This is a genomic window from Pseudarthrobacter sp. C1 (genome assembly GCF_034720455.1).
In the GTDB taxonomy this organism is placed as follows: Bacteria; Actinomycetota; Actinomycetes; order Actinomycetales; family Micrococcaceae; genus Arthrobacter.
This window is the reverse complement of the sequence record NZ_JAYESK010000011.1, coordinates 12,724-34,068: the sequence shown is the minus strand read 5'-3', so window position 1 is coordinate 34,068 and position 21,345 is coordinate 12,724. Positions and strand designations below refer to the sequence as shown.

Sequence of the window (21,345 nt, the reverse complement as noted above, 5' to 3'; positions counted from 1 at the left end):
CTCACCCGGCCAGCAGCCACACAATGAGGATCAGCGCCGGGGCCGCGGCCGCCGTCGACAGCAGGATGGTTTCCCGGGCCACCGCAACGGCCCGCCCGTACTTCGCGGCGAACAGGAACACGTTCTGGGCCGAAGGCAGCGCCGCCATCAGCACCACGCCCAGGAGCATGTGCTGGTCCAGGTTGAAGAGAAAGCGGCCGACGACGAAGGCCACCACGGGCATCACCGCGGACTTCAGCGCGGTGGCAGTGAGGATTTCCGCAGTGTGGCCGCCGCTTTGGAGCATCCGGGTCCCGTGCAGGGACATGCCGAAGGCCAGCAGCACCACGGGGACGGCGGCTCCGCCCAGGAGGTCCAGCGGTGCCATCACGGGTTCCGGAAGTTCCACACGGAACGCTGCGAGGACCACCCCCAGCAGGGATGCGATGATCATGGGGTTCCGGAAGGGCTGGGTGAGCAGCAGGCGCGGCGAGACCCGGCCGGCCGCGGAAAGGTCCAGCAGGGTGAGGACCAGCGGGGCGAACAGGAGCAGCTGGACCAGCAGCACCGGCGCCACGGGGGTCGCGTCGCCCAGGGCATACAGCGTGATGGGGATGCCGATGTTGTTCGCGTTGACATAGGAACTGGCCATTGCGCCCACGGCGGTTTCCGCCAGCGGCCGCCGGAACCACAACCGGCTGGCCAGCACGTACAGCAGTGCGGTGGCGGCTGCCGTGATCAGCGCCAGCGGCACATAGGCCGAGAACACCACGGTGAGGTCCGATTCCAGCACCACGGTAAACAGCAGGACGGGGTTGGTGATGAAGAAGGCAGTGCGGGTCAGTGCGGAGACAGTGTGCTCACCGCCCAGGCCGCACCGTGCGGCGATGTACCCCACCGCAATGACGACGCCGATCACCGCCAGGCCGATCAGCACACCGCCCACAGGGGTACTTCCTTCCGTTTCCGCGGCCTGCGCGCGAGTCCGGGGCAGCGCAGTACTACAAGTCCAAAGTTATCTGACAAGTGACCGGCCGCCGGACAGGCGCCGCGCCCCCTGGACACAGGAAGCCCCGCGACCCCTCGACACAACACCTCCCCGGACGGTAGAGGTTAACGATGGTTACTGTCGGCTTCCACGCCTCGCACGAACAGATCAGTCCCGGGCAACTGCTTAAAGACGTCCAGCACGCGGAACGGGCAGGATTCGATGCCGCCATGTGCTCGGACCATATCGAGCCGTGGTCTGCCCGGCAGGGGCATTCCGGGTTTGCCTGGTCCTGGCTGGGGGCCGCGCTGGCCACCACCGGCCTCCGGTTTGGAGTGGTGACGGCGCCTGGCCAGCGCTACCACCCGGCCATCATTGCCCACGCTTCCGCCACGCTGGCCAGCATGTTCCCGGGCCGGTTCTGGATGGCACCCGGCAGCGGCGAGAACATGAATGAGCACATCACCGGCGACGCGTGGCCGCCCAAGGAAACGCGGCAGCGCCGGCTGGAGGAATGCGTTGAGGTGATCCGGCGGCTCCACCGGGGCGAGGACGTAACGCACCACGGCCTGGTCACCGTGGAGCAGGCCCGGATCTGGGATGTGCCGGACTCCCCGCCACCCCTGATCGCCCCTGCCATCAGCGTGGACACCGCCCGCCGCGCCGCCGTCTGGGCGGACGGCCTGGTCACCGTCAACCAGCCGGCAGCCAAGCTCAAGGACATGCTGGCCGCCTACCGGGACAACGGCGGCCTCGGCAAGGCCGTGCTGCAGGTCCACCTGTCCTGGGCGCCCCGTGAACAGGATGCGGCAGCGATCGCCCTGGACCAGTGGCGGACCAACACCTTCGCCCCGCCTGTCCCGTGGGACCTCCCCACAGCCGGGCATTTCGACGGCGTCAGCGGGCAGGTGGGCGAGGAACAGGTCCGCAAGGCCGTCAACGTTTCGGCGAGCCTGGGCCAGCACGCCGAGTGGCTGGCCGGCTACTCCGACCTGGGCTTCGACGAGCTCTACCTGCACTTCGTGGGGCAGGAGCAGGCGCCGTTCATTGATGCGTTCGGCGCGGAGGTCCTTCCACAGGTGCACGGCTCGCGGCTCCAGGCGCAGGCACAGGCTCCGGCATGAGGATCGCCGAAACCTCGGACCTCTGGTGGAAGAACGCAGTGGTGTACTGCCTGGACGTCGAGACGTTCTTTGATGACGACGGCGACGGCACCGGGGACTTCGCCGGCCTCACCCAGCGCGTGGACTACCTGGCAGCCCTGGGCGTGACCTGCATCTGGCTGATGCCCTTCTACCCCTCGCCGGACCGGGACGATGGCTACGATGTCACGGATTTCTTCACCGTGGACCCCCGGCTGGGCACCATGGGGGACCTGGTGGAGTTCATCAGGGCCGCCAAGGACCGCGGCATGCGGGTCATCGCGGACTTTGTGGTGAACCACACCTCGAACCAGCACCCCTGGTTTGTCGAGGCCCGGCAATCCACGGACAACCGGTACCGGGACTACTACGTGTGGCGGAGCGACACTCCCCCGGATACGTCCTCCGAGGTAGTGTTCCCGGGCGAAGAGAACTCACTCTGGACCCAGGACGACGCTACCGGCGAGTGGTACCTGCACATGTTCGCCAAACACCAGCCGGACCTGAACGTGACCAACGAATCGGTGCGGAATGAAATCGCCAAGGCCATGGGCCTGTGGCTTGAGCTGGGCCTGGACGGATTCCGCCTGGACGCGGTGCCTTTCTTCCTGGAAACCCGGGGCCAGCCCAGGGACGAGGCCGCCAACCTGGATCCGCACGCATACCTGGCAGCATTGCGGAGTTTCGTCAGCCGCCGGAACGGGAGCGCGGTCCTGCTGGGCGAGGTGAACCTGCCCTACAAGGAACAGGTGGAGTACTTCGGCGGCCCCGAGGGCAACGAGCTGAACATGCAGTTCGACTTCATGTCCATGCAGCACATCTACCTGTCGCTGGCCCGCCAGGACGCCCGTCCCCTGGCCGAAACCCTGAAGAGCCGGCCACCGCTCCACCCCGACAACCAGTGGGCCATGTTCGTCCGCAACCATGACGAACTCACCCTGGACAAGCTCACCGACGGCGAGCGCGAAGAGGTCTTCGCGGCGTTCGGGCCCGAGAAGAACATGCAGATCTACGGGCGCGGGCTGCGCCGGCGGCTACCCCCGATGCTCGGCGGCGACCAGGAACGCATCAGGATGGTGTACTCGCTGATGTTCTCCCTGCCCGGCACACCGGTGCTGTTCTACGGCGAGGAGATCGGGATGGGCGAGGACCTGCGGCAGAAGAGCCGCGCCGCCGTGCGCACCCCGATGCAATGGAATGACGAAAAGAATGGCGGGTTCTCCACCGCCAACGTGTCCCAACTCGTGGCGCCCGTTGTCCGGGGTGAGTATGGCCCGGACAACCTGAATGCCGCCAAAGCCAAGCGGGACCCCGGTTCGCTGTTCAACTTCATGGTCACGCTGATCCGCCGCTACCGCGAATCGGCGGAGCTGGGCTGGGGCAAGTTCGCCCTCATCGACCAGCCGGAGCCGGCCGTCTTCGCCCACACGCTCAGCTCGGACGGCGGCACCCTGGTGCTGCTGCACAACTTCGGGGAGGAGCCCGTGAAGGTCAGGGGCACGGTGGGCGCGGAGGACGGGCCGCGGAATGCGTTCAGGGACGCTGTCCTGCTGGACCTGTTCGACGGCGACAACACAGCGCTGGATCCCGACGGCGGCTTCACGGTTGGGCTGGGACGCTACGGTTACCGCTGGTTCCGCCTGCACCGCAAGGGCGATCGGCCGGCACCCTAGCCGTGCGCCGGCGTCGTCCGTTTGTGAAAAAATCAACCATGCGCCCCATGCAACACTCCAGCAAGCTCCAGAACGTGCGGTACGAACTCCGCGGGCCCATCCTGCGGGCCGCCAAAGCCATGGAGGCGGAGGGGCACCGGATCCTCAAGATGAATCTGGGGGACACCGCACCGTTCGGGCTGGAGGCGCCGGAGTCCGTGGTGGTGGACATGATCCACCACCTGCGCGGTGCCCAGGGCTACAGCGACTCGAAGGGCATCTTCACGGCGCGCACGGCGATCTCGCAGTATTACCAGACCCGCGGCCTGATGCAGATTGGCGTGGAGGACGTCTTCATCGGCAACGGCGTCAGCGAGCTCATTTCAATGTGCCTGCAGGCGTTCATGGAGAACGGCGACGAGATCCTGGTGCCGGCACCGGACTACCCTCTCTGGACGGCCGCCGTCACCCTGACCGGCGGCAAGCCGGTGCACTACCTCTGCGACGAGGCGGAGAACTGGTGGCCGGACATGGCCGACGTGGAAGCCAAGATCACCAGCCGCACCAAGGGGATTGTGATCATCAACCCCAACAACCCCACCGGCGCCGTCTACCCGCGCCACATCCTGGCGCAGTTCGCGGAGCTGGCCCGCAAGCACCACCTGGTCCTGTTCTCCGACGAGATCTACGAGAAGGTGCTGTACGAGGACGCCAAACACATCCACACTGCCGCTGTGGCGGAGGACGTCTGCTGCCTGACGTTCAGCGGCCTGTCCAAGGCCTACCGGATGCCGGGCTACCGGGCCGGCTGGGTGGCAGTCACCGGACCGCTCGCCGCAACCGCCGCCTACCGGGAGGGACTGGAACTGCTTGCCTCCCTGCGCCTGTGCGCCAATGTCCCGGCCCAGCACGCCATCCAGACCTGCCTGGGCGGCTACCAGAGCATCGAGGCGCTGGTGCGGCCCGGCGGCAGGCTCCGCGAACAGCGGGACCTTGCCCACCAACTGCTGACGGCCATCCCCGGCGTGACATGCGTGCCTGCGGCTGGAGCCATGTACCTGTTTCCCCGGCTGGATCCGGAGCTCTACCCCATCAGCAGCGACGAGCAATTTGTCCTGGACCTGCTGCAGGACCAGAAAATCCTTGTCTCGCACGGTTCGGCCTTCAACTGGCCGGCGTCGGACCACTTCCGGTTCGTGATCCTTCCGTCCGTGCTGGATATCCGGGAGGCCGTGCGGCGGATCTCCACGTTCCTGGCGGCCTACCGCACCAGCCTGGAACTGCCGTAGGGGAAACAGCTCCGGCGCGAAAAGCTAACCCGCGCCTAACCGAGGGGAAACGCGGGCGCAACATTGCTTGGGCACACTTGATTCTGCAGGCAAGAGCCGGCACCAGCCCCAGCCAGGAGGCCACGCCATGAAGCAGAAAGCGACACCACATGTGACCAGAGTCCGCGCCCTGGACCAGCTCCACCGCGGCGACGAGATCGAAGCCCGCCTTTCCGTCGGGCCCTCCTACGACGACGTGGTGATCCGCCGCGGCCGCGTCCAGGAAACGGCACCGGGCATCGGCGTCGTCTGGATCCTGGACCGGCTCACCGGCCTGCGCAAAGCCATCAATACGGACGAATGCAGTGTTTGGCGGGTGGCCTGACCCCAGCCGGATGCCGTTGCCGCGGGCGTAGCCAGTATGGGCTGCCCGCCGCAACGGAGGCCCCCTGCCCGCCCGCTCAGCCTCCGGCCACGGACTGGATGACCAGCACCTCCTGGCCCGGAGCCACCTCGGTGTCCAGGCCCTGCAGCCGCCGCACCTCGTCTCCGCCCACGTAGACATTCACGAAACGCCGCAGCGCGCCCGTCTCGTCGCGGAGCCGCCGGGCGAGCACCGCGAAGTCCGAGGTCACCGCATCCAGCAGCTTTCCCACCGTCACCGGCCCGTCGGCGGGCGCAGTCAGGACCGACTGCCCGCCGGCCAGCGGATGCAGGACACTGGGGAGCACCACAGTGATGTGCCGTGCGTTGTTGTCAGCCACCGGCAACCACGGCTGCCCGGACACACAGCACATCCGGAAGGTGGGACGCCACCTCCTGGAACACCTCACCCTCGTCAGCGCTGGCGTAGACGCTTCCGCCGCGGGTCCCGAAGTAGACCCCTGCCGGCGCCGCGGTGTCCACGGACGCAGCATCACGCAGCACACTGTTGTACTCCCGTGTAGGCAGGCCATTACTGAGCCTCTTCCAGGTGCTGCCGGAATCGTCCGTGCGGTGGACTGCCAGTTCGCCGCCCGGCGGGATGCGTTCGCCGTCAGCCTTCAGGGGAACAACCCATGCGGTGCCTTCGCGGCGGGGATGGGTCAGCATCACAAAGCCGAAATCGGCGGGCAGCCCCTCCGCAATGGAGTTCCAGCTCTCCCCGTTGTCATCCGTGCGGTAGACGCCGTGGTGGTTCTGAGCGTACAGGCGCCCGTCGACGGCGGCATCCGCGGCGATCTTGTGCACGCACTGGCCGAACTCCGGGTTGGGGTCGGGCATGAAGTAGGCGGAAATGCCGCGGTTGCGCGGCTCCCAGGAGGTGCCGCCGTCGAGCGACCTGTAAACACCTCCGGTACTCATGGCCACATGGACCGTCTCCCCCGCGGGATGGACCACGATGGAGTGCGCGGCGGCGCCGCCGTACCCGGCACCCCACTCGCTGCGGTGGGGATGGTCCCAGAGACCCCGGTTCAGTTCGAAGTGTTCACCGCCATCCGTTGACTTCCACACGGAAATGGGCTCCGCCCCCGCCCAGACGACGCCGGGGCGGGACTCCGCGTCCGGGTAAATCTGCCAGATGCGCTCCAGCGCTTCGCCGGTGTCCTCCGGAAACCTGACGGCGCCCTGCTCCGGCTCCGACCAGCTGGCTCCGAGGTCATCCGAGTGGGCTACGGTGGGCCCCCAGTGTTCGCTGCGGACGCCCACCATGATCCGGGTCCGGCCTTCCCTGGTGTCTATCCCGATGCTGGGGATCTCACTCATCAGGAAATGCGGGCCGGTGAAGGACCATTGGCGCCGGTCCCCGCTCGTGGCAAGCCACAAGCCCTTCTTGGTCCCGATTGCAAGGACAAAACTCTCGGTGGTTGCCATGCCCACCATGCAACCACCGCCCAAGGCAGCCCGCAACGGTTTTCTTGCTGCCGGGCCGGCACACGGGACTGCTAGTCGACGAACTCCGACTGCGTCTCAATGAAATCCCAGTCAGCCTCGGTGAGGACTGCAGCAGGATTCTCCGGATGCGGACCGCCTGCTTCCGCAATCCCCTGGAGCACCGAAAGGGGCAATTCCTCGGCACGAAGGTTTTCCCGCAGCCATTCCTTACTTGCCAGGTCCAGGTCCAGCCACCACATGAAGATTTCCATGACTCCACGCACCTTTCGTCTGCTTCAACGTTAGGCCCGGCGGCACCCGCGGACAAGATCCACCCCTGGAAGGCAGGTAGCCGGTGCGGGTCGTCCCTGCGTGATGCGGGTACCCGCAAGTAACCGGACCCGCCGAGGGCGGGAAAAGACGAGTACCCCCTACTCAGGACTGCCCCGGGGGCGCCCGCCTAGCCTGAAAACTCAAGCAAGCTGACCGTGTTGCTGGGGCATTCGGCGCAAGCACTGTTCCTCCTCAGCATGGTCCGTTTCCGGCAAAGAACTGGGGAGAATCATCATGAAACGCACCATGGCCACACTGGGGGTGCTGGGGCTCGCGGCGTTCACCGTCGCCGCTCCGGCCACCGCCGCCGGCGACAAGACCAAAGACAAGATCACCATCTGTCACGCTGAGGGCGGCGGCTTCTACAAGGCAGTCACCATCGGCGTCAGCGCCTTGGACGGGCACGACCTCCACCTGGATGACATCGTTCCGCCAAACGACGGCATGGGCGCACGGAACTGGGACACGAAGGGAATCGCCGTTCACGCCAACGATTGCGTGGCGCCCGCAGCGCCCGTAGTGGTCACGCCGCCTGTGGTTGTGCCGCCGATCGTCGTGGAACCCCCCATCGTGGTGGAACAGCCCGTGGTCGAACAACCGGTCGTCAACCAGCCTGTGGTCGAGCCCCCTGCTGTTACGCCCGTCGTCGAGCAGCCCGCAGCCGTTCCACCGGCGGCGGCACCAGTGGCAGCCGCACCCCAGGCTGCCGTCCAGCGGCAGGCACCTGCCGCCGCCCCGGCGGCTGCCCCGGCAGCCACCAGCCTGGGAACAAACCAGGGGTACAACGCCCAGACCGCCGTCGGCGGTGCTGACAGCGCTCCGTCCTGGCTGGCTGGACTGGGTGCCCTGATGGCTGCAGGAGCGGCAGTCGCGGTCCGCCGCAGGTCGCGCACGCAGCCCCTGGGCGGCTGACGCCGGCCAAGCCGCAATTGCGGCCACCTGACAAGGAAGGCGTTCCGCCAGTGCCCGGCGGGGCGCCTTCCTTCCGGTCCCGTCTCGAGCATCGGGGAGCATTATGGAAAAGGCCCAAAGCCGGCACGTCGCTGAGACAAAACCCCGGCGGCGGGGCTGGGACCGGGGAGATCTGGCCATTCTCCTGTGCGGCGTCCTGGCTTTCCTGTCCTTTACCTTTGGCGCGCCCTTGTTCAGCCCACCGCACCCTGCCTCCGGATTCGCCGGACGTGCCGTCGAATCCGCCACTGCCGGGATTCCGGCCCCCAAGCCGGCGCCGCCCGCCGCAACCGCTGCCGCACCAGGAAATGCGCCAACTGCGGAATCCCCCGCCGCTGCCGCTCCGGAACCTCTGCTGCCCGACGCATCACAGCCCCGTCGCATCCGGTACCCGTCCGCGGGCTTCGACGTGGCCGTGCACCCCCTCGATCCGGACAGCGCCGCCGAGTCGAGCCAGACCATCGAGCCGCCCGCCACGAAAGACGGCTACTGGCTGACTCCCTTCGGCACCCCGGGCAAAGGCTCGTCCAACACCACCTACGTGATCGGCCACAGCTGGGACGGCGCGGAGGCGCCTTTCAATCACTTGAGTTCAGCCGCCGCGGTGGGCGACCGGTTCGAGGTTGACACGGCCTCAGGCACCATCACCTACCAGGTGGACAGCATCACCACCTACGTGAAGTCCAGCCTGAAGGACAGCCCCATCTGGGAGATCGTGCCCAACCGCCTGGTCCTCATCAGCTGCTACACGGAAGATCCCTGGGGGAAAAACGTCGTTGTCACCGCCTCACCTGCGGTTTCTTAGCGGCGGGAAGCCCGCCTCCCTGTGCAGGGGCCTTTCACTAGGCGGACAATGAGCTATGACGTCTGATCGATTCAACGGCACGGCCCCGCTCCTGGTGGGTGTCATGCCCAAGCAGCATCCCGAAGTCCTGCAGACTGCTGCAACCCTCGCTGCGCAGCTGGGCGTCCCGCTGGTCTGCGCCTACGTGGACGAGGCCAGTTATCTCGTGGAGTGGGACCCGGCGCGCTCCGCCCACCGGCTGTCCCTCCATCCGGAGGCGGATGACCAGGAGATCCGGTCCCTGACCTTGGAACTCACAGCAGTCATCGAAGCCGCGGTGGCAAACGTGCCGGGAGGGGCAGACAGCGTGAAGTGGACACTGCGGACACTGGCCGGAGATCCCGCACGCGGCCTCTCGCAGCTTGCTGCGGAAACCAATGCACCGATGATTATCGTGGGCACCTCGGAGCGGGGGTTCTCGCACCGCCTCGCGGAGGCCCTGAATGGATCGGTGGGGGCGTGGCTCAGCCATCATCAAAGCAGGCCTGTCCTGGTGGTTCCCTACCGGATGCCCGCCCATGAAGACCGGCCGTGATCGGTGCCATCCCGGCCCCGATCAGGCCTCCGTGGTGACTCGGATAATAAAGCGAAAGTAGTTATTCGGGGCGCTGGCGGTCCGCGCTACCAGCCAGTAAGCTGATTCAAGCAGACCGGCACCAACCGCAATTGGCGCCGGATTTGCCCAAAAGCCGCTCCGGAGTGCGTATCCCCCAATAACGCACTCCGGAGCTTTTTTGTGCCTTCTTTGGCCGTGGACGCCTTCGCAACGATACCCCCTGGGGGTACTTGATCGAATACCCCTGAGGGGTATAGCCTGATGCCATGGACAGCATCGAAGAAGCGCTTGCGCCCGGGCCCGGGACGGCGCACCTGCCGACGCACGGCTACACCGGCAATAAGGACGCATACCTTCGCAGGCTCAGGCGCATTGAGGGCCAGGTCCGCGGGATTGCGCGCATGGTGGATGAGGACAAGTACTGCATCGACATCCTCACCCAGGTATCCGCCGTCACCAAGGCCTTGCATGCGGTGAGCCTGGGCCTGATGGAGGAACACATCGGCCACTGCGTGGTGGGAGCCGCCTCCGAACCGGACCCGGCAGCACGCGCGGAAGCAATAGACGCCAAGGTCAAGGAAGCGGCAGACGCCATCGGCCGGTTGCTTCGCTGACCCGCCCATTACCCGATTACGTGCCGGCCACCGCCGGCCACCCCCAAAGGAGCAAGCCATGAGCACCACCTCCCCCGCCACCACCATCGTCAGCGTGTCCGGAATGACCTGCGGCCACTGCGTCTCCGCAGTCAGCGAAGAACTCGAAGCCTTGGCGGGCGTCGAAGAAGTGGACGTCGAACTGAACGCCGGGGGCATTTCCACGGTGACCATCACCTCGAGCAAGGAACTCTCCCCTTCCGAGATCGGCGAGGCAGTGGCGGAGGCCGGCTACCTGGTCGTCGCCAATGAAGCCTGAAGACCACCACTGACACGGGGATCCGCATGAGCAACCAGGACCTTCTCCACCAGCCCGGCACCCGGGTGGTGGAGCTCGATATTGAGGGCATGACCTGCGCCTCCTGCGTCAACCGGGTGGAGAAGAAACTCGGCAAGCTCGACGGCGTGCAGGCCACGGTGAACCTCCCCCTCGAATCAGCCCACGTGACCGTTCCGGCCGGGGTCACCGACCAACAGCTCGTAGACACGGTCAATGCGGCCGGTTACAAGGCCACGCTTCGCAAGGCTCCGGCAGCGCAAGCACCTTACCCTGCCGGCGGAGGAACCGAGGTGCTGCCCGCAACCGGGGCGGCCGTCGGCGACCACGCGGCCCATGGCGGCGCCGCGCAGCTCCGCCCCCGGTTGATCCTGGCAGCAGTCCTGACCGTCCCGGTCTTCGTTATTTCCATGGTTCCCGCGGCCCAGTTCCCTCACTGGGGGTGGGTGGCCGCGCTCCTGGCGCTGCCGGTGGTGACCTGGGCGGCCTGGCCGTTCCACCGCGCGGCGGCCATCAATGCGCGGCACCTGGCGTCCACCATGGATACCCTGGTTTCCATCGGCGTGACGGCCGCGTACCTGTTCTCGGCCGGGCAGTTGCTGGTGGATCCGCGCATGACGGAACACCCGGGGATGGAAGGGATGGAGGCCGGCGGCCTCTACTTCGAGGTGGCGGCCGTTGTCACAACCTTCCTGCTCCTGGGCCGCTACCTGGAAGCCAACGCGAAGCAGAAAGCCGGCGACGCCCTGCAGGCCCTGCTGAACCTGGGCGCAAAGGATGCCACCATCCTGCGTGGCGGCACCGAACAGCGGATCCCGGCCGACCGGCTCCAGGTGGATGACATCCTGGTGGTCCGGCCCGGTGAAAAGATTGCCACCGACGGCGTGGTGGCAGACGGGATTTCGGCCGTGGACGCTTCCCTGGTGACCGGCGAGTCGGTACCGGTGGAGGTAGGCCCCGGCAGCCGCGTCACGGGCGCCACCATCAACACGTCCGGCCGCCTGCTGGTGCGCGCCACGCGTGTCGGCTCTGAAACAACCCTCGCCCAAATAGCGCGCCTCGTGTCCCAGGCCCAGACCGGCAAAGCGCCCATAGCCCGCCTTGCGGACCGCATCAGCGCCGTGTTCGTTCCCGTGGTCCTGGGCATCGCCGCGCTGACGTTCGCGTTGTGGCTCCTCTTTACGGGACCCGACGTAAGCAGTGCTGACCTGCGCTCGGCCTTTACCGCCGCCGTCGCCGTCCTGGTGATCGCCTGCCCGTGCGCCCTGGGGCTTGCCACCCCGGTTGGCCTGCTGACCGGAACCGGGCGCGGGGCCCAGCTGGGCATCCTCATCAAGGGGCCGCAGGTCCTGGAGGACACCCGGACGGTGGACACCATCCTGCTGGACAAAACGGGGACCGTCACCACCGGCGTCCTTGCCGTGGACGCGGTGCTGGCCTTCGAGGGCTTCGCGGAGGGTGGCGTCTTGCGGCTGGCCGGCGCCGTGGAGGCGGCGTCCGAGCATCCGGTGGCCAGGGCTATCGCGGCCGCCGCCCATGGGGGCACCAAGGGGATCCACCCAGCGGACGACGGCGGCGCCCTCCCGGCCGTGCAGGGCTTCCGTTCCGCCCCCGGCGGGGGCGTTTCGGGAACCGTCGAGGGCAGGCTGGTTGCTGCCGGCCGCGCGGGGTGGCTGCAGGAGAACGGCGTCACCATTGCGCAGGAACAGCACGCCGCATTGTCGGCGGCGGAAGCCACGGGCGCCACCGCCATTTGGGTTGCTGTGGACGGCACTCCCGCCGGCATCATCAGCCTGCGCGACACCGTCAAGGAAGGCTCCGCGGCCGCCGTCGCGCGCTTGAAGGCGCTGGGCCTGCGCCCCATCCTGCTCACGGGTGACAATGCGGCCGTCGCCGCCCAGGTGGCCGCCGCCGTCGGCATTGACGAGGAAGACGTTTTTTCAGGGGTGCTGCCGGAGGGGAAAGTCGAGGCGGTGCGCAGGCTGCAGGCCGGCGGCGCCACCGTGGCCATGGCCGGAGACGGCGTCAATGATGCAGCGGCACTCGCACAGGCGGACCTCGGGATCGCCATGGGCTCCGGCACGGACGTGGCCATTGAGGCGGCAGACCTGACCGTGATGGGCAACGACCTTGCCCAGGTGGCACAGGCGATCGAGCTCTCACGGAAGACGCTGGCCACCATCAAGACCAACCTGTTCTGGGCGTTCTTCTATAACGCCGTCGGCATTCCCGTGGCTGCGCTCGGCCTCCTCAACCCGATGATCGCAGGTGCCGCGATGGCCGCCAGTTCGGTGCTGGTGGTGGCCAACTCGCTGCGGCTGCGGAGTTTCGGCAGGCAGCCCGCAGGCAGGTAGTCCGGGAGTTCAGGCCGCGCCGTACCGGACGGCGGCGCGGGCCTTGGCCTTGGCCGCCTCGGTTTCGCGGTCCTTGGGAGGCGCCTGCGACACCAGCGAGTCAAGGAGATGCTGCGTGATGTGGGCGATCTCGTGAACCGCCTCCTCAAAGGCTTCCTGGTTGGCCCTGGAGGGCTTGGTGCTGCCGCTGACCTTCCGCACATACTGCAGTGCGGCCGCATGGACCTCCTCGGACGTGGCGTGCGGCTCGAAGTTGTGAAGGGTTCGGATATTCCGGCACATACAGCCATGCTAGGCTCTGGAACGCCTGCGATCGACCCCTTCCGCGGGCCCGCAGGGGCTGCCGTCCATGGGGAGTCCGGCATGGGCAGGGCTGCCCATCGACACTGTTTTGCGGACCGGGGTAGGTTTTAGGCAATGGATCTTCCGGATGAGCCGGGGGGCCGCGGGGGATGCCGACCTGGTTCGGATCCACGATCTAACAAGGAGAAACCAATGGCCATGTGGGGTGCAGACGTTCAGCAGCTTCGTCAGCTGGGCAGCAAGCTTCAGGAGGGCGCGTCACAGATCGAGACGCAGAAGTCCAATCTCACCAGCTTGCTGAACAGCACCGACTGGAAGGGGCCGGACGCGGACAAGTTCCGCGAGGAGTGGTCCGGAACCCACACCACCCAGCTGACCAAGGTGGCCGAGGCTTTGAAGGAAGCCAGCACCCGCGCCAAGCGGAACGCCGATCAGCAGGATCAGGCTTCCAACTAGCAACGCGGCTGCGAAAGCTAACGCACAGAGGGCCCGGACACCAGTCCGGGCCCTCTGCTTTAAGGGACGGGCTCGACGTCGTTCGCGTGTTCCAGCGGGGACGCCGCCCTGGGCGGCTCCTTGCCGCCCGCTCCCGCCGACGCCGGCGCAGGGCCCCGGAGTTCGTCCAGCCGGACCAGGATGACACCGCCGACGATCAGCGCTCCGCCGACGAGCTGGATGGCGCCCGGAAGCTCACCAAGCAGCAGCCAGGCCCAGATGACGGCGAAGAGTACCTCTGTCAGCGACACGAAAGAGGCCACCTTCGATCCGAGCGCCCGGGCGGCCATGATCCCGGACACGTACGCCAGGACCGTCGCCAGGACCACGAGGCCCGCCAGCGGGACCCACCACGGGGTGGTCCAGGGGCCGAGCCTGGTATCGGCTGCGCTGAAGGCCATCGGCAGCAGGCCGGTGGCGGCGGAGAGCCACATAGCGGCCGCACCCACCAGCAGCCCGCCGGAGGCCAGGACGATGGGCGGCAGGGAGTCGTTCTCCTTGGCCGTAATGAAGAAGTACATGGCAAGGCAGACGGCGGCCGCAATTCCCCAGAGGACACCGATGACGTCGATCTTCACGGCGCCTGTGAGGTCCAGCACGAGAACCAGGCCGGCAAGGGAAAGCAGGGTACCGCCGAACGTCAGGACACGCGGCCGCCTGCGGCTGGCAGCCCACAGCCACAGCACGATGATGACCGGAGCCAGGTATTCAAGCAGGAGCGCCACGCCCACGGAGAGCCTGGCCACAGCGTTGAAGTAGAAGAGCTGGCAGGCCGCCACGCCGATCAGCCCGAAGAGGAGGATGGTCACCCAGTTGTTCCGCAGCTGGTGCCAGCGTCCCCGCAGGGCTGGAACCGCGGGCACGGCGAGAATCAGGGCGGCACCCGTGAGCCGGGCAGTGACGGCGGCTCCCGGGGACCAGCCGGTCTCCAGGAGCGCCTTGGCGAAGGACCCGGAGAGGCCGAAGACGGCGGAGGAGAACAGGGCTATGCCCAGGCCGGAGGCGAGGAAGTTCAGCTTGCCTGCGGACAGGCGGCCGGGCGCGCGGTTGCTCGCAACGGACATTGAGCACCTCCTGTCAGGAGTAAAGTGGGATTATGGTCATGACAGTACGGGACGGCACTGTAAGGAGTCAAGATGGTTTTTGCCCCTGACACCGAGGTGGCGCTGCGGACGGTGGTGAATCTGGTCAATTCAGCGGCAAATGGGGCCGAAGGCCTTGCCACGCAGGCGGACCTGGACCGTTTCCTGGCGGCTGAGGGTTTCACCGGCTCCCGCACCAGGGATCAGCAGGAACTGGAAAGCGTCCGGCAGTTGCGCCGGCAGCTCGCAGAGCTTTGGACAGCGGATGAAGATGCGGCTGTCCGCACGGTGAACCGCCTCCTGCGCGAGGCGCGCGCGCTCCCCCAGCTGGTCAAGCACGACGACTGGGACTGGCACCTGCATGCCACCACACCGGACGCTCCGCTGGTGGACCGGATGAGCACGGAGGCCGCGATGGCGCTGGCGGATGTCATCCGCGGCAAGGAGATGGACCGAATGCGCACCTGCGACGCAGAGGATTGCGATGCGGCGGTGCTGGACCTGAGCCGGAACCGGTCGAAGCGCTACTGCGACACCGGCAATTGCGCCAACCGCGCACATGTCGCCGCCTACCGTGCCCGGCAGGCGGCCTCGGGCTAGTGGCCGCCCGGCGTGTCCGGGTGATCAGGGCTGTCGGCGGAGGCGGGTGGCTCCTGGGGGCCCGGGGCGCCAAAGCCGTGGGAGGGTTTCCGTGCCGAGCTGAGGTTCACGCCGGACCCTTTACCCAGATGCTCGGCATTTTCCTTGTAGCTCATGGAGAGCATTGCGGCGACCACCAGGGTGACAATGAAGGCGATGCCGGCCGCGGTGAAGGCCAGGTCGAAGCGGGGAGTCCGCGCACTGCCGCCCGAAGCAAAGACGACAACGGCAAGGAAGGCGACCACAGCCCAGAACGCGGAGAACATCAGGGGCCCCTTCACCGAGGTCCGCAGCCTGCGCGGTTTTCCTGGATGCTGGTCTGCCACGGTGATTCCTCCCTGCAGGCGGCACGCCGGCCGGCCTGGATCAAGTATTGCGGTGGTTTGCCCGGCCAATTTTCTACAAGGAGTAGAACCGCGCTTTCCTAGTTTACGGCTTTCCGGCGGCGTGGCCGGCATCGTGCCGAAGCGTCAGGCCTGAAAGTACCCACAGCACGCCGGAAATAATTGCTCCTCCGCCAGCCACCCCCAGCAAAGCGTGGGCGCCCAGGCCGATGAAGAACGGCAGCAGGGCTGCGGTTCCAAGGCCTATGGCTCCGGAGGTGATCCAGTCCCGGGAGAGCACGTGGCGGCCGCGCAACGTCAACCCGCAGAGCAGTTCAAGCGCTCCCGCCACACCAAGGCCCGTTGCGGCCACCACGCCAAACAGCAGGTCCCCGTGCAGCAGGACCAGGGAAAGTCCCGCGCCGGCCAGCACTGCGCCTGCCGCCGAGAGCATCTTGCCCGGAGCGCCATCCCGCTCGAAGCCTGCAGCCTGGATACCCCGGAGGAGGAGCGCGCCGGTGGCCAGGAGATACAGACCGCCGGCCCAGCCCATGACCTCCACGGAGGGCGCGGCCCAGAAGATGGTGGCTGCGCCGAACACCAGCGCTGCCGCGGAGCGCAGCAGGACCGGCTGCCAGAGGTCTGGCCGGGGGGCGGTTCCGGGGGCGGTGCCTGCGGGTGTCCTTGGTTGCGTCACCGGTCCAGTTTAGTGGCGGCGGTGCGCTGGCAGAACTTCGGCGCCTGTTCCCGCTGCCCCTACCCCGAACCGAGCACCATCCAACGGTCGGACCGGGCACGCAGGCCCAGGGTCAGGGCGCGCGCAGCCATGTAGCCGAGGGCAAAGGCGACCCACAGCCAGCCAAGGCCTGCGGCACCCGATAGGCCGGGCAGCGCCACGGCAATCAACAGCGGCACATAGACGGCAAGATTCAGGACCCCGGCCAAGGCAAGGTACTTTGCGTCCCCGGCGCCGATCAGCACCCCGTCCAGCACAAACACATAGCCGGCTATGGGCTGGCCCGCCGCGACGACCCAGAGGGCAGTGGCCAGAACCGACTGCACCTCGGGATCGGACGTGAAAAGGGCACCCGCCCAGGGGGCCGCCAGTGCCAGGAGCACGCCCGTCGCCACGCCAAAGCCCAGGCCCCAGCGGATCATGGTGCGGGTCAGGAGGCGCGCCTTGGCGGCATTCGATGCGCCCAGCTCCTTGCCGATCAGGGCCTGGGCGGCGATCGCCAGGGCATCCAGGGCGAAGGCCAGGAAGGAAAAAATCGTCATTGCCAGCTGGTGGGCTGCCAGGTTGACCGCCCCTTGCGCGGTGACCACCAGCACTGTGGCCAGGATCGCGATCCGGAGGCTCAGTGTGCGCAGCATGAGCCAGGACCCCACCCGCGTCATACTGCGGATCCCCCGCCAGCTTGGCAGCAGGCTCACCCCGCTGCTCACTGCGTTCCCCCTGACGATGACCAGGTAAACGCCCGCCATCGCCCACTGGGCCACGCTGGTTCCCACCGCGGAGCCGGTCACCGACCAGCCCAGCCCGTAGACCAGCCACAGGTTCAGGACGATGTTGAGGCCAAAGCCCGCCGTGGCCACCACCAGCGGGGTCCGGGTGTCCTGAAGGCCGCGGAGGAGGCCTGTGCCGGCGAAAATCAGGAGCATGGCCACCAGCCCGGGCATGGACCAGCGGAGGTAATCAACGGCGAATCCCCGCACCTCGCCTTCCGCCCCCAGAAGGCCGATCAGCGGGTCCGTGGCCAGGAACCCGGCCACGGCCAGGACGAGGCCCAGCAGCAGTGCCAGCCAGACGCCGTCGCGGCCGGCCGCCAAGGCCTTGCCCGGCTGGCCGTCGCCGATGGCGCGGGCCACGGCAGGGGTAGTGGAGTAGGCCAGGAAGACCATCAGGCCGACGGCGGTGTGCAGCACCGCCGAGGCGAGTCCGACGCCGGCCAGCTGGGCCACGCCCAGGTGGCCCACAATCGCCGAGTCGGCGAGCAGGAACAGCGGCTCGGCCACAAGCGCACCAAAAGCGGGGACCGCAAGCCGGAGGATCTCCCGGCGCTGCCCCCTGGATGGCGCAGTGGTGGGGGCAGGTAAGCGGGGCACGATGCCAGCCTAATCCGCCGGCCGCGATCGGGCCTGTGCGGATGACAAGGAACACATTGTGACGATTTAGTTGACACTTCAACCATCGGGCCGGAAGACTGGAATGCATGAACCAGAAACGACTTACCACCACCGCCATTACTGCCCTCCGCATCATCCTGGGCTTCCTCTTCGCCGCCCACGGCTGGCAGAAGTTCAACGAATGGACCATCGCCGGCACCCAGGCGTCGTTCGCCAAGATGGGCGTTCCGGCAGCGGAAATCGCAGCCCCCACAATCGCCGTCCTGGAGTTCGCCGGCGGCATTGCCCTGATCCTGGGCATCCTCACCCGCGTGGTTGCAGCCCTCCTGGTCCTGGACATGCTGGGGGCCCTGGTCCTGGTCCACGCCTCCGCCGGAGTTTTTGCCGCCAACGGCGGGTACGAACTGGTGCTGCTCCTCGCGGCCGCAGCCTTCGCCCTGGCCCTCACCGGCGCCGGACGCCTCTCAGTGGACCGGGCCCTCTTTGGCCGCAGCAACTCCAAGTTGTCTGTCCTCGCCTAAGCCAAACCTCCGGCCACGGCCGGGAACGGCTCGACGGCGGGTGCCCACTCCGGTGCGCACCCGCCGTCGGCCTTTTCATCCCCCGAAACAGGCCTGACTGCTGGGTAACCCAATGGCGTCAGTATGATCGCACCATGACCGACACCCCTGCCTCCAACTCCGTGACCCTCCGCTTCCTCGCCGCCCCGATGGACGTGGGACACAGCGGCTCGGTGGATGCCGGGACAGTCCTGGAGTGGGTGGACAAGGCCGCGTATGCCGCGGCGGTGGGGTGGGCGAAGTCCTACTGCGTGACTGCCTATGTGGGAAACATCCATTTCGCCGATCCGGTCAACAGCGGGGACATGGTGGAGGTGGAAGCCACCATCGTCTACACCGGGCGGTCCTCAATGCACATCCGCACCGTGGTTTCCTCCGGGGATCCCAAGGGCGGTCCGGCCACTATGCGAAGCCAGTGCATGGTGATTTTCGTGGCCGTCGGGGAAGACGGGAAACCCATCCCGGTGCAGCAGTACGAACCCGTCACCCCGGCGGAAATCGAGCAGCGGGACCACGCCCTGGCCCGGATCAAGGTGCGGGAACAGATTGTCGAAGCCATGAACCGCCAGGAATATACTGACGCGGGCACGGCCGAACGGGTGACGCTCCGCTTCATGGCTGCGCCCACGGACGTGAACTGGGGCGGAAAAGTGCACGGCGGGATCGTCATGAAGTGGATCGACGAAGCAGCCTACGTCTGCGCCTCCCGGTACTGCGGCATGAACACAGTGGCCGTATTCTCCGGCGGCGTCCGGTTCTACCGCCCGTTGCTGATTGGCCACGTTGTGGAGGTGGAAGCCCGCCTGGTGTACACGGGGACGAAGGGCATGCACATCGCAGTCCACGTCCGCTCCGGCGATCCCAGGAGCCGCGACATGAACCTCACCACCTATTGCCTGACGGTGATGGTGGCGCGCGACGCCGAAGGCAACTCGGTGCCTATCCCTGCCTGGATGCCGGTCAGCGAGGAGGACAAGCGGCTGCACGCCCACGCCCGGGAGCTACTCGAGATCCGGGGCACCGCCCCGGGCAACCGCCTGCCGAACCACCTGCTGGCGCAGGGCTAAGCGCCCCCACCCGCCGGCGCGTGGCTCCTAGAAGCCCCCGCCGCCGGAGTCGGCCGCCATGTTGGCAAACCGGGAGTAATGGCCCTGGAAGGCCACCACGATGTCCTTCGTGGGACCGTTACGGTGCTTCGCAACCAGGATGTCGGCTTCGCCGGCGCGCGGCGACTCCTTGTCATAGACATCTTCGCGGTGGAGCAGGATCACCATGTCCGCGTCCTGCTCGATGGATCCGGATTCACGGAGGTCCGAAACCATGGGCCGCTTGTCCTGGCGCTGCTCAGAGCCACGGTTCAGCTGGGACAGTGCGATGACCGGGACCTGCAGTTCCTTGGCCAGGAGCTTCAGCGCGCGCGAAAACTCGGATACTTCCTGCTGGCGGGACTCCACCTTCTTGCCGGAGCTCATGAGCTGCAGGTAGTCGAGGATCACCAGCTTGAGGTCATGCTGCTGCTTCAGGCGCCGGCATTTTGCCCGGATCTCCATCAGGGACATGTTGGGGCTGTCGTCAATGAACAGCGGGGCGTCGTTCATCCGGCCCATGGTGGTGGCGATCTTGGACCATTGCTCGTCCTTGATGGTTCCCTTGCGGAGATCCTGCAGACCGATGGTTGCCTCCGCGGAGAGGAGGCGCATGGCGATTTCGTTCCGGCCCATTTCGAGGGAGAACATCACCGTGGAGAGGTTGTTCTTGATGGCAGCGGAGCGGGCAAAATCCAGTGCGAAGGTGGACTTACCCACTGCCGGGCGGGCGGCGATGACGATCATCTGGCCCGGGTGCAGTCCGTGGGTGAGCTCATCCAGCTCGTAGAACCCCGTGGGGACGCCGGTCATTCCCTCGCCGCGGTGCCCGGAGGCCTCGATCTCGTCCACTGTGGACTCCATGACGTCCTTGAGGACAACGTAATCCTCGGCAGTGCGACGCTCGGCCACGGCGTAGACCTCGGCCTGGGCCTGGTTGACCAGGTCCTCCACCTCACCGTCCGAGCCGTAGCCCAGCTGGACGATCTTGGTTCCGGCATTGACCAGGCGCCGGAGGACGGCGCGCTCAGCAACGATTTCGGCGTAGTAGCCGGCGTTGGCCGCCGTGGGGACGGTCTGGATCAACTCATGCAGGTAGGCGGGGCCGCCGATCCGGTTGATCTCGGCACGCTTGGTCAGTTCGTCCGAGACGGTAACAGCGTCCGCCGGTTCGCCGCGGCCGTAGAGGTCGATAATGGCTTCGTAGATGGTTTCGTGGGCGGGGCGGTAAAAGTCCTGTCCCCGGAGAATTTCCACCACGTCGGCAATGGCATCCTTGGACAGCATCATGCCGCCCAGGACGGATTGCTCGGCAGGGATGTCCTGCGGTGGCTTTCGGCTCGCGTCTGATCCGCGGGTTGTTTCGACCGGGTCAAGATGCGCGATTGACAAAATTGCCGTCCTCCATGTGAGCCGGGACCTGAGGTCCCGGCGGTGATCCATCCTGGTGTGGCGTTGCCCGAAGACCGCGCACCGCTACCTGTTCAGGTCTACCAGCAGGGTGTGACAACGCGGGGCCACGCCCTCCGGAGACGGCATGGCGCGAGTTATCCCCACTATCCACAGGTTTTCCACAGCGGGCGATTTCTTCCGAATCCGGCGGCTCCACAAGCTGCCTTCAGCAGCTAAAGCGGAACCAGCAGGACCCTGAAGAACAGGTACCCCGCTACGCTAGCCCCCTCCGGTCCAGCTGCAAAGCCAGCGGTGCCCGGGCCCTGTGGACAACCTGTGCACTAAGGGACATAGCTTGTGCACAGCCTGTGGGAAAGGTTGTGGACAGCAAAAAACTTTACCGGGTGATATGCGCTTGACCTGCGGAAACATTAGCACCAGCATGTGGAGTAAATATTTCTTCCCGGGAATTTCATCCACAGCCCATA

24 protein-coding genes are annotated in these 21,345 nt (G+C 66.8%); 14 read left to right on the top strand and 10 right to left on the bottom strand.

Translation table 11 applies throughout. The features are described 5' to 3' along the window. Position 1 precedes the first annotated feature (1 nt). Positions 2-925 (bottom strand): AEC family transporter, encoded by a 924-nt coding sequence (locus U7114_RS16570; RefSeq protein WP_321214796.1) that lies wholly within the window; start codon positions 923-925, stop codon positions 2-4. A gap of 173 nt (positions 926-1,098) precedes the next feature. Here U7114_RS16570 and U7114_RS16565 point away from each other — a divergent pair, with 173 nt between their 5' ends. From U7114_RS16565 to U7114_RS16550, 4 genes are all read left to right on the top strand, one after another. Continuing rightward, positions 1,099-2,091, top strand: coding sequence for a TIGR03885 family FMN-dependent LLM class oxidoreductase (locus U7114_RS16565; protein ID WP_157240242.1), 993 nt, complete (start codon positions 1,099-1,101; stop codon positions 2,089-2,091). Further along, positions 2,088-3,782, top strand: a complete 1,695-nt coding sequence (locus U7114_RS16560) for an alpha-amylase family protein (RefSeq protein WP_323057984.1) — start codon at positions 2,088-2,090, stop codon at positions 3,780-3,782. Before U7114_RS16565 ends, U7114_RS16560 begins: the two co-directional genes overlap by 4 nt. 38 nt (positions 3,783-3,820) lie before the next feature. After that, a complete protein-coding gene (locus U7114_RS16555) occupies positions 3,821-5,050 on the top strand; it encodes a pyridoxal phosphate-dependent aminotransferase (protein ID WP_157240238.1) in 1,230 nt (409 codons plus the stop codon). 127 nt (positions 5,051-5,177) lie between these two features. Beyond that, positions 5,178-5,414 carry a hypothetical protein gene (locus U7114_RS16550; protein WP_139030984.1) on the top strand — a complete coding sequence of 79 codons (237 nt, stop codon included), beginning with the start codon at positions 5,178-5,180 and terminating at the stop codon, positions 5,412-5,414. Positions 5,415-5,490: 76 nt separating this feature from the next. Here the strand turns inward: U7114_RS16550 and U7114_RS16545 are convergent, their stop codons facing one another. The 3 genes from U7114_RS16545 to U7114_RS16535 all read right to left on the bottom strand — a co-directional run bounded on the left by U7114_RS16545 (position 5,491) and on the right by U7114_RS16535 (position 7,155). Next, on the bottom strand, positions 5,491-5,826 hold the full coding sequence (locus U7114_RS16545) for a MoaD/ThiS family protein (RefSeq protein ID WP_157240237.1): 336 nt from the start codon (positions 5,824-5,826) through the stop codon (positions 5,491-5,493). Next, positions 5,786-6,892, bottom strand: a complete 1,107-nt coding sequence (locus U7114_RS16540) for an exo-alpha-sialidase (protein ID WP_321214798.1) — start codon at positions 6,890-6,892, stop codon at positions 5,786-5,788. Before U7114_RS16540 ends, U7114_RS16545 begins: the two co-directional genes overlap by 41 nt. 62 nt (positions 6,893-6,954) lie before the next feature. After that, positions 6,955-7,155, bottom strand: a complete 201-nt coding sequence (locus U7114_RS16535) for a hypothetical protein (protein WP_157240233.1) — start codon at positions 7,153-7,155, stop codon at positions 6,955-6,957. Between the two features lie 295 nt (positions 7,156-7,450). Here U7114_RS16535 and U7114_RS16530 point away from each other — a divergent pair, with 295 nt between their 5' ends. The 6 genes from U7114_RS16530 to U7114_RS16505 all read left to right on the top strand — a co-directional run bounded on the left by U7114_RS16530 (position 7,451) and on the right by U7114_RS16505 (position 12,851). Then, a complete protein-coding gene (locus tag U7114_RS16530) occupies positions 7,451-8,128 on the top strand; it encodes a hypothetical protein (RefSeq protein WP_321214799.1) in 678 nt (225 codons plus the stop codon). A gap of 103 nt (positions 8,129-8,231) precedes the next feature. Next, entirely contained in the window at positions 8,232-8,972 is a 741-nt protein-coding gene (locus U7114_RS16525; RefSeq protein ID WP_323057983.1) for a class F sortase, read from the top strand. Positions 8,973-9,027: 55 nt separating this feature from the next. Beyond that, positions 9,028-9,546: a universal stress protein gene (locus U7114_RS16520; RefSeq protein ID WP_321214801.1), complete on the top strand. Its 519-nt coding sequence runs from the start codon at positions 9,028-9,030 to the stop codon at positions 9,544-9,546. 287 nt (positions 9,547-9,833) lie between these two features. Beyond that, entirely contained in the window at positions 9,834-10,181 is a 348-nt protein-coding gene (locus tag U7114_RS16515; protein WP_323057982.1) for a metal-sensitive transcriptional regulator, read from the top strand. A gap of 58 nt (positions 10,182-10,239) precedes the next feature. Further along, on the top strand, positions 10,240-10,479 hold the full coding sequence (locus U7114_RS16510; RefSeq protein WP_157240224.1) for a heavy-metal-associated domain-containing protein: 240 nt from the start codon (positions 10,240-10,242) through the stop codon (positions 10,477-10,479). A 26-nt stretch (positions 10,480-10,505) separates the two neighbouring features. Next, a complete protein-coding gene (locus tag U7114_RS16505) occupies positions 10,506-12,851 on the top strand; it encodes a heavy metal translocating P-type ATPase (RefSeq protein ID WP_321214802.1) in 2,346 nt (781 codons plus the stop codon). A 9-nt stretch (positions 12,852-12,860) separates the two neighbouring features. Here the strand turns inward: U7114_RS16505 and U7114_RS16500 are convergent, their stop codons facing one another. Beyond that, entirely contained in the window at positions 12,861-13,133 is a 273-nt protein-coding gene (locus U7114_RS16500) for a DUF2277 domain-containing protein (RefSeq protein WP_321214803.1), read from the bottom strand. Positions 13,134-13,346: 213 nt separating this feature from the next. Between U7114_RS16500 and U7114_RS16495 the strand changes: the two genes are divergently transcribed. Further along, entirely contained in the window at positions 13,347-13,610 is a 264-nt protein-coding gene (locus U7114_RS16495; protein WP_157240220.1) for a WXG100 family type VII secretion target, read from the top strand. Between the two features lie 59 nt (positions 13,611-13,669). Here the strand turns inward: U7114_RS16495 and U7114_RS16490 are convergent, their stop codons facing one another. After that, positions 13,670-14,713: an EamA family transporter gene (locus U7114_RS16490; RefSeq protein WP_323057981.1), complete on the bottom strand. Its 1,044-nt coding sequence runs from the start codon at positions 14,711-14,713 to the stop codon at positions 13,670-13,672. A gap of 72 nt (positions 14,714-14,785) precedes the next feature. Here U7114_RS16490 and U7114_RS16485 point away from each other — a divergent pair, with 72 nt between their 5' ends. Beyond that, positions 14,786-15,331, top strand: a complete 546-nt coding sequence (locus tag U7114_RS16485) for a CGNR zinc finger domain-containing protein (RefSeq protein ID WP_157240216.1) — start codon at positions 14,786-14,788, stop codon at positions 15,329-15,331. Here U7114_RS16485 and U7114_RS16480 read toward each other — a convergent pair. The 3 genes from U7114_RS16480 to U7114_RS16470 form a co-directional block, all read right to left on the bottom strand. Continuing rightward, a complete protein-coding gene (locus tag U7114_RS16480) occupies positions 15,328-15,696 on the bottom strand; it encodes a hypothetical protein (RefSeq protein WP_321214805.1) in 369 nt (122 codons plus the stop codon). The two genes, U7114_RS16485 and U7114_RS16480, sit on opposite strands and share 4 nt — an antisense overlap. Before the next feature lie 103 nt (positions 15,697-15,799). Beyond that, positions 15,800-16,390 (bottom strand): hypothetical protein, encoded by a 591-nt coding sequence (locus tag U7114_RS16475; protein WP_323057980.1) that lies wholly within the window; start codon positions 16,388-16,390, stop codon positions 15,800-15,802. 59 nt (positions 16,391-16,449) lie between these two features. Then, on the bottom strand, positions 16,450-17,799 hold the full coding sequence (locus U7114_RS16470; protein WP_323057979.1) for an MATE family efflux transporter: 1,350 nt from the start codon (positions 17,797-17,799) through the stop codon (positions 16,450-16,452). Between the two features lie 107 nt (positions 17,800-17,906). On the opposite strand from U7114_RS16470, the gene U7114_RS16465 reads away from it, so the two are divergent. Both U7114_RS16465 and U7114_RS16460 read left to right on the top strand, forming a co-directional pair. Then, positions 17,907-18,341: a DoxX family protein gene (locus U7114_RS16465; RefSeq protein ID WP_323057978.1), complete on the top strand. Its 435-nt coding sequence runs from the start codon at positions 17,907-17,909 to the stop codon at positions 18,339-18,341. 134 nt (positions 18,342-18,475) lie between these two features. Then, entirely contained in the window at positions 18,476-19,447 is a 972-nt protein-coding gene (locus tag U7114_RS16460) for an acyl-CoA thioesterase (RefSeq protein WP_321214809.1), read from the top strand. Positions 19,448-19,474: 27 nt separating this feature from the next. On the opposite strand, the gene dnaB is transcribed toward U7114_RS16460, so the two are convergent. After that, positions 19,475-20,857: a replicative DNA helicase gene (dnaB, locus tag U7114_RS16455; RefSeq protein ID WP_157240211.1), complete on the bottom strand. Its 1,383-nt coding sequence runs from the start codon at positions 20,855-20,857 to the stop codon at positions 19,475-19,477. Positions 20,858-21,345: the final 488 nt, after the last annotated feature.